This window comes from Oryzomicrobium sp. (genome assembly GCF_021287045.1).
Taxonomy (GTDB): domain Bacteria; phylum Pseudomonadota; class Gammaproteobacteria; order Burkholderiales; family Rhodocyclaceae; genus Oryzomicrobium.
In genome coordinates this window covers 119,160-132,224 of record NZ_JAJTBG010000001.1, presented here as the reverse complement: position 1 = coordinate 132,224, position 13,065 = coordinate 119,160, and the positions used below count along the sequence as shown (strand labels likewise).

12 protein-coding genes and 1 riboswitch are annotated in these 13,065 nt (G+C 62.9%); of the genes, 3 read left to right on the top strand and 9 right to left on the bottom strand.

All coding sequences use genetic code 11. From position 1 onward, the window contains the following. Positions 1-6: 6 nt before the first annotated feature. The 5 genes from LWW89_RS00575 to LWW89_RS00555 all read right to left on the bottom strand — a co-directional run bounded on the left by LWW89_RS00575 (position 7) and on the right by LWW89_RS00555 (position 4,442). Entirely contained in the window at positions 7-438 is a 432-nt protein-coding gene (locus tag LWW89_RS00575; protein ID WP_293259520.1) for a hypothetical protein, read from the bottom strand. Positions 439-761: 323 nt separating this feature from the next. Then, complete coding sequence (locus LWW89_RS00570) at positions 762-1,286, bottom strand: hypothetical protein (RefSeq protein WP_293259517.1); 525 nt, start codon at positions 1,284-1,286, stop codon at positions 762-764. 354 nt (positions 1,287-1,640) lie between these two features. Continuing rightward, positions 1,641-2,024, bottom strand: coding sequence for a transposase (locus tag LWW89_RS00565; protein ID WP_293259514.1), 384 nt, complete (start codon positions 2,022-2,024; stop codon positions 1,641-1,643). Positions 2,025-2,339: 315 nt separating this feature from the next. After that, complete coding sequence (locus LWW89_RS00560; protein WP_293259511.1) at positions 2,340-2,873, bottom strand: hypothetical protein; 534 nt, start codon at positions 2,871-2,873, stop codon at positions 2,340-2,342. Positions 2,874-3,128: 255 nt separating this feature from the next. Then, a complete protein-coding gene (locus LWW89_RS00555; RefSeq protein WP_293260300.1) occupies positions 3,129-4,442 on the bottom strand; it encodes a peptidase domain-containing ABC transporter in 1,314 nt (437 codons plus the stop codon). On the opposite strand from LWW89_RS00555, the gene LWW89_RS00550 reads away from it, so the two are divergent. Next, on the top strand, positions 4,381-4,713 hold the full coding sequence (locus tag LWW89_RS00550; protein WP_293259508.1) for a hypothetical protein: 333 nt from the start codon (positions 4,381-4,383) through the stop codon (positions 4,711-4,713). The genes LWW89_RS00555 and LWW89_RS00550 overlap by 62 nt on opposite strands. Before the next feature lie 74 nt (positions 4,714-4,787). Here the strand turns inward: LWW89_RS00550 and LWW89_RS00545 are convergent, their stop codons facing one another. The 4 genes from LWW89_RS00545 to LWW89_RS00530 form a co-directional block, all read right to left on the bottom strand. Beyond that, on the bottom strand, positions 4,788-7,655 hold the full coding sequence (locus LWW89_RS00545) for a cache domain-containing protein (protein ID WP_293259505.1): 2,868 nt from the start codon (positions 7,653-7,655) through the stop codon (positions 4,788-4,790). A gap of 127 nt (positions 7,656-7,782) precedes the next feature. Continuing rightward, positions 7,783-7,935 (bottom strand): DUF2474 domain-containing protein, encoded by a 153-nt coding sequence (locus tag LWW89_RS00540; RefSeq protein ID WP_293259502.1) that lies wholly within the window; start codon positions 7,933-7,935, stop codon positions 7,783-7,785. A 19-nt stretch (positions 7,936-7,954) separates the two neighbouring features. Continuing rightward, complete coding sequence (cydB, locus tag LWW89_RS00535; RefSeq protein WP_293259499.1) at positions 7,955-8,959, bottom strand: cytochrome d ubiquinol oxidase subunit II; 1,005 nt, start codon at positions 8,957-8,959, stop codon at positions 7,955-7,957. Positions 8,960-8,961: 2 nt separating this feature from the next. Then, entirely contained in the window at positions 8,962-10,413 is a 1,452-nt protein-coding gene (locus LWW89_RS00530; RefSeq protein WP_293259496.1) for a cytochrome ubiquinol oxidase subunit I, read from the bottom strand. A gap of 421 nt (positions 10,414-10,834) precedes the next feature. Here LWW89_RS00530 and LWW89_RS00525 point away from each other — a divergent pair, with 421 nt between their 5' ends. Together LWW89_RS00525 and ribB are read left to right on the top strand one after the other, a co-directional pair. After that, entirely contained in the window at positions 10,835-11,773 is a 939-nt protein-coding gene (locus LWW89_RS00525) for a nucleoside recognition domain-containing protein (protein WP_293259493.1), read from the top strand. Between the two features lie 87 nt (positions 11,774-11,860). Next, positions 11,861-12,011, top strand: a riboswitch (FMN riboswitch). Positions 12,012-12,149: 138 nt separating this feature from the next. Next, entirely contained in the window at positions 12,150-12,821 is a 672-nt protein-coding gene (gene ribB, locus LWW89_RS00520; protein WP_293259490.1) for a 3,4-dihydroxy-2-butanone-4-phosphate synthase, read from the top strand. Positions 12,822-13,065 lie beyond the last annotated feature (244 nt).

Here is a 13,065-nt window from a genome sequence, read left to right as displayed (position 1 = left end):
ACCCGTCTACTGTGCCTGCCAGTTGTACTCAATGCGTCCTTTGAGTTTTCCGCAGATATCGAAGAAAAATCTGTCATTCAGATTCGCACCGTAGATATTTACTGTGGTTGTCTCGTTATTCAATTCCACAGATATCACCTGCCGGTCAAACATTCGGTTAAACAATGAGAAGGACTCTTCCCGAATAACGCGACAGCAATTGAAATGCTTCGGATTGAAATCGCGCCCGGAGTACGTGAACTTCTCTTGCCCCCCTCTTTTTTTCCAGTCTTGCTCACGCAATTTAATTGCAAGCTGGATAAATTCTTCGTCCGATATGTACCTGCCCTGGGCTTCACAATATCCGGATGGGGCAGCGCGAAGATATTTGTCTCCAAAATAAATTGCAAGACACGTAAAAGTACCGACCAACAGAAGCCAGCCGATTCGACTTTTCACGCTTAAATTACTCCAAGGCAGGAGGCTGTTTCGCCTTGTATTTCTCATATTCAGTACTCTTAATTATCAGCTATTTATTTCTATATCCTTCACGATAGCTACCTGGGCCCAGCGACAAAAGGGGCAGGGACATTTTACTTTTCCGGAATTGCATTTCATTTTCCTCCTCAACGAGCAACGGGGTCAGAGTCATTTTTTACATCAAGAAAGTAAATCATTCTGACCCCTTTGATTGGTGCAGTTTCTTTATAAAGCCATTGCGGGAAACTTTGTAACTGGTTTGCGTTCCGTTGAAAATCATGGCATTCCCTCCAATAATTGAGTCAATTGAATCGGCTACACAGAACATCGAATCTCTCACTACTGCTCGAGATGTTGTGACCGCCCCTTTGGCAGCGTTCCCATCCTTTTACTTCAGAAAACCGGAACCAAGTTTCCACCTCATTCATGCAATCATGGATCACCTCGCCATGAATATGATTTTCACCATCAGAACTCACATTGAGTATTCCAAATGGACTTCCACCACAAGTGCCGTGAGATTTTGGAGCAGCGTAGTTCACTGATATTTTGAATTTCCTGGTAATCAATGTACATTTATCATGTAAGCGCCCTATCGCAAGGTGGTATTTACTAGAGCCTATCGATATAAACTTTTGGCTATTAGGTTGTTGAAAATCACGCCCAGTTGATCTGCCCAAGGCCGCTTCATCTATTGGCCGAATCTCCAATACTCCTGACTTAACGTCACACTTTATTTGTAGGACATTACGCACCTCTTGCGCCATTGATGGATATACAAAAATCACACTCAAAAGATGACCTCGAACTAGAGGGGTCAGCTTCACATTCTTTCTTATCTCACATGTCATATACGTTTTCCCCGCTCAGAATCCAAAATCGGCTTGCAATTCGGTGTTAATCGGTTGGTCTGTCTTTCCTGCCGGTCTCCCAGGTCGCTTCTGCGAACGCCGGGTCCCCGTTGCCGCACAAATCTGGTCGCCGAAACGCCCCAGCCCCAGTGGCTGCCCCTGTGACAGGGCAAGCCGGATGTCGGCAAGCGCTTCTTCATCCAGCTCGCTGCGGAACAGCGCGCGATAGGCCGTTTGCCTTTTGGCATCGTCACGATCAAGAGCAAGAAATACCGGATGGGGTGTGATGCGCGGGTCGGCCAGACCCAGCCCGTTATGCCGGTAACTGCTCTAACGATACGGGCCGGGGTCTGGCACCATCGCGGCGCGAACGGGATTGAGTTCAATGTAGCGCATGCAGGTGAGCAAGTAGCTTTCTGCCTGGATGACGCTGGACTTGTAGCGACCCTCCCACAAGCTGCCGGTTCGCCGATAGGCGCGGTTGATGTACTGCACGTAGCGCCGCCCGATGGCTTGCATGAGTTTGGCGATTCCCGTCTCGTTTTCCGGTGTGACCAGCAGATGGACATGGTTGGTCATAAGGGCATAGGCGTGGATGTGGCAGCACCAATCGGCAGCCGATTTTTCCAGCCAGTGGAGGTAAAAGTGGTAATCCTCCTCTGCGAAAAAACAGGGCTCTCGATTGATTCCGCGCTGAACGATGTGCTGCGGCATTCCAGCTAATTTAATGCGTGGGCGACGTGGCATGACTGCTCCGAAAAGAATGTGAAGCTGCCCCCTTTAGCGCTTTCAAGAATGGCGCGGTCTGTATCCGAGAGATTAATTCCTGCGGCAGTCCATAAGGAAAGGTTGTCTGATCGATTAAACGTGTATCCATATCCTATTGTGGCCTTGCCATCTCCGATATTCTCAGCCACTGAGTGGTGTCCTTCAAAGCCTGTAATTAATTCCGATAATAAGTTGACGTAGGCGGATTGTGTAAGAAGATGATAGTTAATCATAACTTATCCTTTGATAGATAAAATTGCTCTATTGTTCTTGGCAGGCCAGTAGTGCGGCTTGATACTGAATATCCTCAGGCTCGCGCGTAAGAACGCCGCTTGTCAATACCAGCGCTGAATCACTCTCCTGCCTACGCTGGGTTTCGCCGACCACATTCCAAATCAAATTCTCACGATTTCTAATTGCACGAACTCTAAAAACATTGCCATTCCGGCCGCTAGTTATAGTAATGTTTGCAATATTGTTTTTTTTGATGTGACCAATTACTGATCGTGGCGCTCCTTCGTTGATTCCACCTCCGTCTGGAGATGAAAAAAAATGATCCCCACACAATCTGTTTCCAACTTGAGTAAGGTAAACTGTGAACTCGCTACAGTTTGTTATTTTGTTTGAGTTGCACAATCTAATATGCCATTGCCCGGAAAAATGATTTTTTAATTTCGCCTGGCCCAACGCAGGTGTGGTCTTGTGAATTTCATGTGCCATCAGTGGGTATGAAATAATCGAATTAACGATAAAATAAAATAAAATAGCAAGTGGTGGTCGGAGGTGGAGTTTCATCTCAATCTTTTTTATTGCCAGTATGTAAAAAATCAGAAGCAGATCAATAGATCGTGCTCCAACGGCACATTTCTTGTTCCTCAGAATCCCAATTCGTCGGAAAAACGCTTCGAAGAAGCACTTGCTCCCAATCAGCAAAACTTGATGCAACGCCAGTTAATTTTAGTCATGGCTTCAGTACCCAATTTCGGGTAGAAGAACATGTGTTAGGCAACCGTTACACTCCCCGCACAGGGCAGGGCATCTCCAACTCGCTCATTTTTCCTCCACCACTTCCATCCGTGTCGTGTGCTGCTCGCTCCCGAAGCTGAACACCTCATCGACCTGCAGCCCTCTCGGAATCTGGTGCGTGATGAAGATCATCGTCACCCGTCCCTTGAGCTTGTTGATCGTCTTGGCGAAGTGCTCAGCCGTCTGCTGGTCGAGGTTGGAGACAGCCTCGTCGAAGATCAGGATCTTGGGTTTCTTGAGCAGTGCCCGGGCGATGGCGATGCGTTGGCGCTGGCCGCCCGACAGGCCCGTGCCGCGTTCGCCAATCTCCGTCTGGTAACCCTCCGGCAGCTTGTCGAGCACGTCGTGGATTTCTGCCGCCTTGCAGGCCGCGATGGCGTCCTCGAAGGTGGCGTGCGGGTGCGCCATGACCAGGTTGTCGTAGATGGTGCCGGCGAACAGCACGGTCTCCTGCGGAACGACGCCGAAGGTCTGCCGTAGCTCGTTGGCGGCGAGGTGGCGGATGTCCCGGCCGTCGAGCCGGATTTGCCCGTCGCTCGGCTGGTAGAAGCCGAGCAGGAGCTTGGCGAGGGTGCTCTTGCCGCAGCCCGAGGGACCCATCAGCACGGTCAGGTGGCCGGGCATGAAGGCCATGTCGAGGTTGCGGTAGAGCCAGGGGTGGTGTTCGCCGTAGCGGAAGGCGATGCCGATCAGCTCGACCCTGCCGGAATCCTTGCCGTTCCCGGTGCTCTCCCGGCTGGGGATCAGCGCATGCGGCTCCGTCGGCATATCGAGGATGTCGCCCAGGCGCTTGACGGCGATGTTGGCCTGCTGGAATTCCTGCCACAGGCCGACGAGGCGCAGCATCGGCTGGCTCATGCGCCAGGCGAACATCTGGAAAGCGACCAGCATGCCGACCGTGAAACCGTCGTTCTGCATCACCAGCAGGGCGCCGACGATCAGGATGGACAGCGTCATCACCTGTTCAAGACCGTTGGCCAGCGTGTTGTAGGTGTTGCCGACCTGCTTGGTCGAAAAGCCGGCGGCGAGGTACTGGGCCAGCAGGTCGCCGTACTTGCGGTCGATGTCCGGCTCCATCTGCAGGGATTTGACCGTCGCCATGCCCGAGACGTACTCGGTGAGGAAAGCCTGGTTCCGGGCGCCGAGCACGAACTGCCGGTTGAGCTTTTCGCGGAAAATCGGCGAGACGAGCACGCTGATGGCGCCGATGGCGCCGAGCAGGCCGACGGCGATCAGTGAGAGTTGCCAGCTGTAGGCGAACATCACCGCGAGAAAGATGAGCAAGAAGGGAAAGTCGAGGATCAGCGTGATGGCCGCCCCGGAAACGAACTCGCGGATGGTTTCGACGCCGTGCAGGCGGGCGACAAGGGTGCCGGTTGATCAGCGCACCCAGCAAGCAGGCACCGGAAACGATGTATTGGAGGTAATAAGCCAGCGTGCCCCCCAGCATGCTCCCGACACTGCCGGGTCGCTGGAGATCAATCGCAGGGACGCCCCCCGGGACCAGCGCAAAATGATGCAGCACCAGGTAACTGACGACGGCAAGCACCACACCGACTTGCCAGGGCAAGGCCGCACAGATTTCGACGATATCCTCGAACGACGATGATTTTCGGCCCATGGCACCTCCCTAAAACGCAGGATTATGCCAAACAGATCGCCAGCCCCTGAAATCACCAACCCTTAGGCACTAGCCTCCACCGGCGCCAGCAGCCGGCCCAGCTCGTCCCCGGACATGGGCCGGGCCATCAGGAAGCCCTGCATCAGGGTGCAGCCCTGGGCGGCGAGGAAGGCGCGCTGGGCTTCGGTTTCGACGCCCTCGGCGACGGTGGTCAGGCCGAGCAGGCGGGCGATGCCGATGATGGCGCTGGTCAGCGCCGCGTCCTCGCTGTCGTCGGGCAGGGCCTGGACGAAGGAGCGGTCGATCTTCAGGGTGTCCAGGTCGAAGCGCTTCAGGTACGACAGGCTGGAATAGCCGGTGCCGAAGTCGTCCAGGGCCAGGCGCACCCCCAGGGCCTTCAGTTCGGCCAGGGTGGTGGTGTGGCGGGGGCCGTCTTCCATCAGCATGGATTCGGTCAGTTCCAATTCCAACCAGCGGGGTTCCAGCCCCGTCTCGGCCAGGACGTCGGCCACCAGCCCCGTCAGGCGCACCTGGCGGAACTGGACGGCGGACAGGTTCACCGCCACCGGGATCGGTTTCAGCCCCTGGTCCTGCCAGGCCTTGGCCTGGCGGCAGGCTTCGCGCAGCACCCACAGGCCCAGGGGCAGGATCAGGCCCGTGTCCTCGGCCACCGGGATGAAACGGGCCGGCGGGACCAGGCCCTGCTCCGGGTGCTGCCAGCGCACCAGGGCCTCGCAGCCGGTCAGTTCGCCGCTTTGCAGGTCGTACTGGGGTTGGTAGTGGAGGAACAGTTCGTTGCGCGTCAGGGCCTGGCGCAGACTGTTTTCCAGGGCCAAGCGTTCGGACACCCGGGCGTTCATTTCCGGGGTGAAGAACTGGTAGTTGTTGCGCCCATTTTCCTTGGCGCTGTACATGGCGGCGTCGGCGTTCTTGAGCAGGGTCGGGCCGTCGTCGCCGTCCTCCGGATAGACGGCGATGCCGATACTGGGGGTAACGGCCAGTTCGTGGGCGCCCACCGCCAGGGGCTGGCTGAGGGCCACCAGCAGTTTTTCCGCCACGCTGGCGGCCCGGTCCGGCACGTCCAGGTTGGGCAGCAGGACGACGAATTCGTCGCCCCCCAGGCGGCTCACCGTGTCGCTGGCACGCACGGTGGCGGACAGGCGCTCGCCCACCAGGCACAGCACCTGGTCGCCTACGGCGTGGCCCAGGGAATCGTTGATGTTCTTGAAACGGTCCAGGTCGATGAACAACAGGGCCATGCCCGTGCCGGCCCGGCCGGCGGCGGCGATGGACTGGCCGAGCCGGTCCAGCAGCAGCACCCGGTTGGGCAGGTTGGTCAGGGCGTCGTATTCGGCCATGTGCCGCACCTGGGCCTCGGCGGCCTTGCGCTCGGTGATGTCGGAGAAGGCGGCGATGTAGTGGGTCACCATCCCGGCGTCGTCCCGCACCGCGCTGATGTTGAGCCACTCGGGAAAGAGCGAGCCGTCCTTGCGGCGGTTCCAGATTTCCCCGGACCAGGTGCCGGTCTCGTTCAGCTCCCGCCACAGGGTGTTGTAGAACTCGGGGGGATGGCGGCCCGACGAGAACATGCTCGGGTTGCGCCCCACCACCTCGTCCACCCGGTAGCCGGTGATGGCGGTGAAGGCCCGATTCACCGTCAGGATGCGGTTCCGGGCGTCGGTGATGACGATGCCCTCGTTGCCGCTTTCGAACACCTGGGCCGCCAGGCGCAGCTGCTGGGCGTTCTCGGTGAGCTGGGCGTTGCGCGTCTCGATGTCGTCCCGGTAGGCATGGAGGATGCGGCCCAGCCAGCCGGAGAAGAACAGGGAGAAGGCCAGGGTGGCGGACGCCGCCAGGGCCAGCACCAGCAGGGTGGTGGTGACGTGCTCGCGCACGCTCGCCGCCAGTTCGGTCTGGCCGCGTTGCACCGTGTCCGCCAGGTCGTCCAGGTACACCCCGGCCACCAGCACCCAGCCCCAGGAATCCACGGGACGCACCACCGAAAGCTTGGGCGTGAGCCGGCCGCTGTCGGGGCGCAGCCAGTCGTAGCGCGCCACGCCGCCGCCGGTCTTGGCCAGGTCGAGCAGCTGGCCCACCACCCGGCGCTCGGCATCGCTGCCCAGCCGGCTCACGGCGACGCCTTCCGACTGGGGATGGGAGGGGGACACCAGCACCCGGCCGTCCCGGTGCAGCACCGCCAGGTAGCCGTTCTTGCCGAAGCGCACCGAGCGCAGACGCACCAGGGCCTCCTGGCTCAGCTGCTGCTCCATGTTGGACAGGTAGTCGCCGGCGCCGATGATCCAGCCGAAGGGCTCGAAGCGGCGCACGTAGGTGATCTTGTCGGCCATTTCCCGGGGGTTGCCCGGGGCGTACCAGCGGTAGCGTGAGAAGCCGGCCCCGGAGGCGGAGGCGTCGATCAGCCCGCGCATGATGTAGGTGCCGGCGTCGTCCCGGTTGTCGAGCAGGGAGGAGCCCTCCCGATCCGGGGAAATGGGCAGCAGCACGCAGTTGCCCTTGAGGTCGTCGATGAAGAAGTAGCCCCGGCCATCGAAGAAGCGCATCGGGCGCAGGGCCTCGGCGGCCAGGCGGCGGATCTCGGCCTCGGGACGCCGCCCCTTCTCCTGGCGGTAGAGGGCCTCCACCACCTGGAAGGCCTGGTCCACTTCGGCCTTCAGGCTCTCCTTGAGGACTTCCTCGGTGCGGGAGCGGACGAACTCCAGGTAATTGCGGTTCGAATCAAGCTCGGCCTCCAGCAAGGACTGCTGCTGGGCCAGGGTTTCCCGCTCCAGCCCGGCCATGCCGGCCTGGAAGTCGCGCACGTGCTGCCAGGTAAAATAGAGCCCCATCCCCAGGGTGAAGACCAGGACGAGGGCGAGCATGCCGAACAGTTGGAGCCGGGGAAGGGACTTCTCGTTGATTCCGGAGAGCACGAAGTATTTATTTTAGATATAGCTAAGGTCATATTTTATAATTACTTTGCGCCCCCTCCGGTAGGAAATACGTTACTGCTCCGGCGATTTTCTTGTGCCGCCCCATTTCATGCTGCTTTCCCCCGGCTCAGGAATGGAACCCGGCGGCCCGCATCACCAGCCGCAGCAGCCACGCGCAAGCGCCCAGGGCGGCCACGCTGGCCGTCCAGATCAGGGCCAACCAGCCGATCCGTCGGGCCCAGACCGCGAGCCCCGGATGGGGCCGGTCGCCAGCGCTCATCGCCACTCCCCAGCGTGCATCAGTGGTACCCCTCGCCGTGCCGGACCTTGCCGCGAAAGACGTAGTAGGACCAGACGGTGTACATCAGGATGAAGGGAATGATGAACAAGGCCCCCACCAGGGCGAAGCCCTGGCTCTGGGGCGGCGCCGCCGCCTGCCAGATGCTGATGCCGGGCAGGATGTTCGGCCAGACGCTGATGGCCAGGCCGCTGTAGCCGAGGAACACCAGCCCCAGGGCGTAGAGGAAGGGCGCCGCCGCCGGCTCGCGCGGGAGGGAGCGCACCAGCCCGACCATGGCCAGGACCACCAGCAGCGGCACCGGCGCGAACCAGGCCAGGTTGGGCCAGCTGAACCAGCGCTCGGCGATATGGGGCTGGGCCAGAGGCGTCCACACGCTGATCGCCACGATGGCCGCCAGCAGCAGCCCCACCAGGGGGCGGGTCAGGGCCAGCATGCGCCGGTACAGATCGCCCTCGGTCTTCATGATCAGCCAGGTGCTGCCGAGCAGGGCATAGGCCACCACCACCCCGACGCCGCAGAACAGTGGGAAGGGCGCCAGCCAGTCCAGGGGGCCGCCGGCGAAGGCGCGACCGTCCATCCTGATGCCGTCGATGTAGGCCCCCAGCACTACGCCCTGGAAGAACGAGGCCGCCAGGGAACCGCCGATGAAGGCCTTGTCCCAGACGTGGCGCTCCCGGTCGTTGGCCTTGAAGCGGAACTCAAAGGCCACGCCGCGGAAGATCAGCCCGAGCAGCATGAACACCAGGGGCAGGTAGAGAGCGCTGAGGACCACCGCGTAGGCCAGGGGAAAGGCCGCCAGCAGGCCGGCGCCGCCCATCACCAGCCAGGTCTCGTTGCCGTCCCAGACCGGCGCCACGGTGTTCATCATCACGTCCCGGTCGTGCCGGTCGGGGACGAAGGGGTAGAGCAGACCGATGCCCAGGTCGAAGCCGTCCATGACCACGTACATCATCACGCCGAACAGGATGATGCCGGCCCACAACAGGGAAAGATCGATGCCCATGGTCAACTCCTCCCCGCCGTCGCCGCGGTGCCAACAGGCAGGGGCGCCCGCGCCTCGTCGTCGCCCACCGCCGACAGGGGCCGGGCCGGGGTGCGCTCCAGGCCGGGTCCGCTCTCCGGGTGCGGGTCGCCCTCGTGGGGCTGGGGGCCCTTGCGCACCAGACGGAACATATAGGCGATACCCACGCCGAAGACGAAGAAATAGGTGATCACGAACAGGCCCAGGGACAGGGTCAGTTCCGGCACGCCGTGGGGTGTCACCGCGTCGGCGGTGCGCAGCACCCCGTACACCACCCAAGGCTGGCGGCCCGCCTCGGTGGTGATCCAGCCGGCGAGCAGGGCCACCAGCCCGCTCGGCCCCATCCACAGCACGGCGCGCAAAAAGGCCCGGGAGCGGTACAGGGCGCCGCCCCGGCGCAACACCAGCCCCCACAGTCCGAGCAGGATCATCAGCAAGCCCAGGCCGACCATGACGCGGAACGACCAGAACAGCAGGGTGGCGTTGGGCCGGTCCTCCGGCGGGAATTCCTTGAGCCCCTTGATCTGGCCGCCCCAGGTGTGGGTCAGGATCAGGCTGCCCAGACGGGGGATCTCGACGGCGTAACGGGTCTCCTCCCGGGCCATGTCCGGCCAGCCGAAGGCGATCAGGGGCAGGGCCTCGTCGCCCCGGTTCTCCCAGTGCCCTTCCAGGGCGGCGATCTTGGCCGGCTGGTGCTCCAGGGTGTTGAGCCCGTGCATGTCGCCGATCACCGCCTGGATCGGCGCCACCACCACCAGCAGCCCGAGGGCCATCGACAGCATCTTGCGCAGGGCCGGGTTGTCGTGGCCGCGCCGCAGGTGCCAAGCCGCCGAGGCGGCGACGAACAGGGCAGTGGCAAGAAAGGCGGCCACGCTCATGTGCAGCAGCCGGTAGGGGAAGGAGGGGTTGAAGATCACCGCCAGCCAGTCCGTGGGCACCACCCGGCCATCCAGGATGGCGTAGCCCTGGGGCGTCTGCATCCAGCTGTTGGAGGCCAGAATCCAGGTGGTGGACACCAGGGTGCCCAGGGCCACCATGGCGGTGGAGAGGAAGTGCAGCCCCGGCCCGACCTTGTTCCAGCCGAACAGCATGACGCCGAGAAAGCCGGCTTCGAGGAAGAAGGCGGTCATCACCTCGTAGGCCAGCAGAGGACCGGTGATGCCCCCGGCGAACTGGGAGAAACCGCTCCAATTGGTGCCGAACTGGTAGGCCATGACCAGCCCCGACACCACCCCCATGCCGAAATTTACGGCGAAGATCTTCGACCAGAAGTGGTATAGGTCCCGGTACACCGGCTGCTTGGTGCGCAGCCAGCAGGCCTCCAGCACCACCAGGTAACTGGCCATGCCGATGGTGATGGCGGGGAAGAGGATGTGGAACGAAACGGTGAAGGCGAACTGGAGCCGGGCCAGATCCAGGGCGGAAACATCAGGCATGGCCGTTCCTCCCGAACATCCGGCCGGACAGCCCCGGCCCCTGCCTACTTCCTTGCCCGCAACCTGCGCGGCATCCCAGCCCTCGCCTCTGCCCCGCTCCGGGGGAAACCACCTGCCTGCCCATGAAAGCCTCGCGTGGATGATGACCGACGACCGCCGCCGCTCCGCCCTTCCCCCTGCTGCCGCCCGACCGGCAATGGCAGCGGGGAGGGAAACGCGGGACGCGTCGGCCGCTTGATTGACCCTGGCCCCATCTTTCGGGTTCTGGCTTTTTTGTCACAATTGGTATCAGCGGCGCCCGGTCCGGCGCATCCGGCCTTCCCTACGGCTGGCGCCCCCCAATAGCCGGCCGGGCCGGCGACTTGGCATAATTGCGGCCGACCCGGCGTTGCCGCCGCCCTCCCCTTTTCCGCTCCCCGCCATGGAACTGCTCATCGACGCCATCCTCAAGGCTGGCCGCTCCGCCGTCGAACTGTCCCTCTTCATCCTGCTGCCGGTGATGGTGGTGATGCTCTCCCTGATGCGCCTGCTCGAAGCCAAGGGCGTACTCGACTGGGCCGTGGCGCGCATCGCCCCGCTGCTCAAACCCGTGGGCCTGACCGGCCTCGGCGTGTTCGCCGCCCTGCAGATCAACTTCGTCAGCTTCGCCGCCCCGGTGGCCACCCTGGCCATGATGGACCAGCGCGGCGCCTCGCCGCGCCACCTGGCCGCCACCCTGGCCATGGTGATGGCCATGGCCCAGGCCAACACCACCTTCCCCCTGGCCGCCCTGGGCCTGAGTTACGCGCCGACCCTGCTGCTCTCGGTGCTGGGCGGGCTGGCGGCGGCGGCCGTCACCTACTACGGCTTCGGCCGCCACCTGAGCGGCACCGAGGCCCCCCTGGACGAGACCCTGCACCACCGCACCGCCGAGGACGCCAAGGGGGTGCTGGACGTGATCAACCACGCCGGGGCCGAAGCCTTCAAGATCGCCGTGGGCTCGATCCCGATGCTGGTGCTGTCCCTCACCGTGGTGATGCTGCTGCGCGCCTTCGGCGCCATCGACCTGCTCACCGCCCTGCTCGGCCCGGCCATGGCCGCCCTGCACCTGGACCCGGCCCTGATCCTGCTCACCCTGACCAAGGTGCTGGCCGGCGGCACGGCCATGATGGGGGTGATGGACGAGATGCTGCGCCAGGGCCACGCCAGCGTGCTGCTGCTCAACCAGGGCGCCGGTTTTCTCATCAACCCCCTGGACGTGGCCGGGGTGGCCATCCTTATCTCCGCCGGCAAGCGCGTCGCCGCGGTGTGGAAGCCCGCCGTGCTGGGCGGCTGCATCGGCATCCTGCTGCGCACCGCCGGCCACATCCTGCTCGCCTGAGCCCCGCCCCCATCCCCGTTCTGCTGGGGAGAGTAGAATGGCCGCGCCGCCGCAAGTTGGGGAGTTTTCTCCAACGCCCAGCGGCGCAATCGTCTTCAGGGCGGGGTGGAAGTCCCCACCGGCGGTAAGGTCCCGAATCCTCGGGGCCGAGCCCGCGAGCGCCCGCCATCCGGCGGGGTCAGCAGATCCGGTGCGAAGCCGGAGCCGACGGTCATAGTCCGGATGAAAGAAGACGCAGCCCGGTGGCGGCCTCGGCCGTTGCCGGCGGTATGCCATTGCACCTGCCGGCCCGGCGATCGCCATCGCTTGCCGGTAGAGCCGTGGCGTCGCCGCGCGTCCCCCTGAAACGCCTCCCTTTCATTTCCAGGAGCGTTTCATGTCCGCAGTAGCCAAGCAATTCCCCCGGGCCGACGAAGCCCAATCCCTCCCCTCCTCCCCTTCGGATGCCGCCGTTGCCGACGCCATCGCCGCCCTGCGCGACGGCCGCGCCGTGGTGCTGCTCGACGACTTCGACCGGGAGAACGAGGGCGACCTGATCGTCGCCGCCGAGGCCATGGACGAGGCCATGATGGCCCTGTTCATCCGCGAATGCAGCGGCATCGTCTGCCTGTGCCTGGACGACGCCCGCATCCGCCGGCTCGACCTGCCGCCCATGGTGGTGCGCAACGAGAGCCGCCACGGCACCGCCTTCACCGTCAGCATCGAGGCCAAGGTGGGCGTCACCACCGGCGTCTCGGCCGCCGACCGGCTCACCACCATCCGCGCCGCCATCGCCCCGGACGCCACCCCCGCCGACCTGGCCCGCCCCGGCCACGTCTTTCCCCTGCGCGCCCATTCCAAGGGCGTGCTCGGGCGGCGCGGCCACACCGAGGGCTCGGTGGATCTGGCACGACTGGCCGGGTTCGCCCCGGCGGCGGTGCTGTGCGAGCTGATGAACCCGGACGGCACCATGATGCGCGGCGCCGCCCTGGAGGCCTTCGCCGCCGCCCGCGGTTTTCCCCTGCTGACCATCGCCCAGCTGGCGGAGTACCGCCAGGTCCACGGCTAGGAACCACGCAAGCCGCCCGGCGGGGAACCAGCCGCGAAGCTGGCGCAAAACCGTCATCCCGGCCGGGCAAACTATGGCAAAGTGCACGGCATGATCCGCACTCACCTCACCGGACTGCCGCTGCCCGCCGAACGACGCCGCCGCCCCCATGGCGGCCGCCGCCCGCCGCTCGTCCCCCGTTGAGGGTTTGCCCGCTTTCCCCCCAGGCCACGGCATTCCCGTGGCCTTTTTCATTGATGGAGAC

What these genes read in the sequence shown, in the direction of transcription:
- LWW89_RS00565 (WP_293259514.1), bottom strand. Translation starts at nt 2,024, where the DNA reads ATGCCGCAGCACATCGTTCAGCGCGGAATCAATCGAGAGCCCTGTTTT.
- LWW89_RS00560 (WP_293259511.1), bottom strand. Translation starts at nt 2,873, where the DNA reads ATGAAACTCCACCTCCGACCACCACTTGCTATTTTATTTTATTTTATC.
- LWW89_RS00550 (WP_293259508.1), top strand. Translation starts at nt 4,381, where the DNA reads ATGAGCAAGAAGGGAAAGTCGAGGATCAGCGTGATGGCCGCCCCGGAA.
- LWW89_RS00540 (WP_293259502.1), bottom strand. Translation starts at nt 7,935, where the DNA reads ATGAGCGCTGGCGACCGGCCCCATCCGGGGCTCGCGGTCTGGGCCCGA.
- cydB (WP_293259499.1), bottom strand. Translation starts at nt 8,959, where the DNA reads ATGGGCATCGATCTTTCCCTGTTGTGGGCCGGCATCATCCTGTTCGGC.
- LWW89_RS00530 (WP_293259496.1), bottom strand. Translation starts at nt 10,413, where the DNA reads ATGCCTGATGTTTCCGCCCTGGATCTGGCCCGGCTCCAGTTCGCCTTC.
- LWW89_RS00525 (WP_293259493.1), top strand. Translation starts at nt 10,835, where the DNA reads ATGGAACTGCTCATCGACGCCATCCTCAAGGCTGGCCGCTCCGCCGTC.
- ribB (WP_293259490.1), top strand. Translation starts at nt 12,150, where the DNA reads ATGTCCGCAGTAGCCAAGCAATTCCCCCGGGCCGACGAAGCCCAATCC.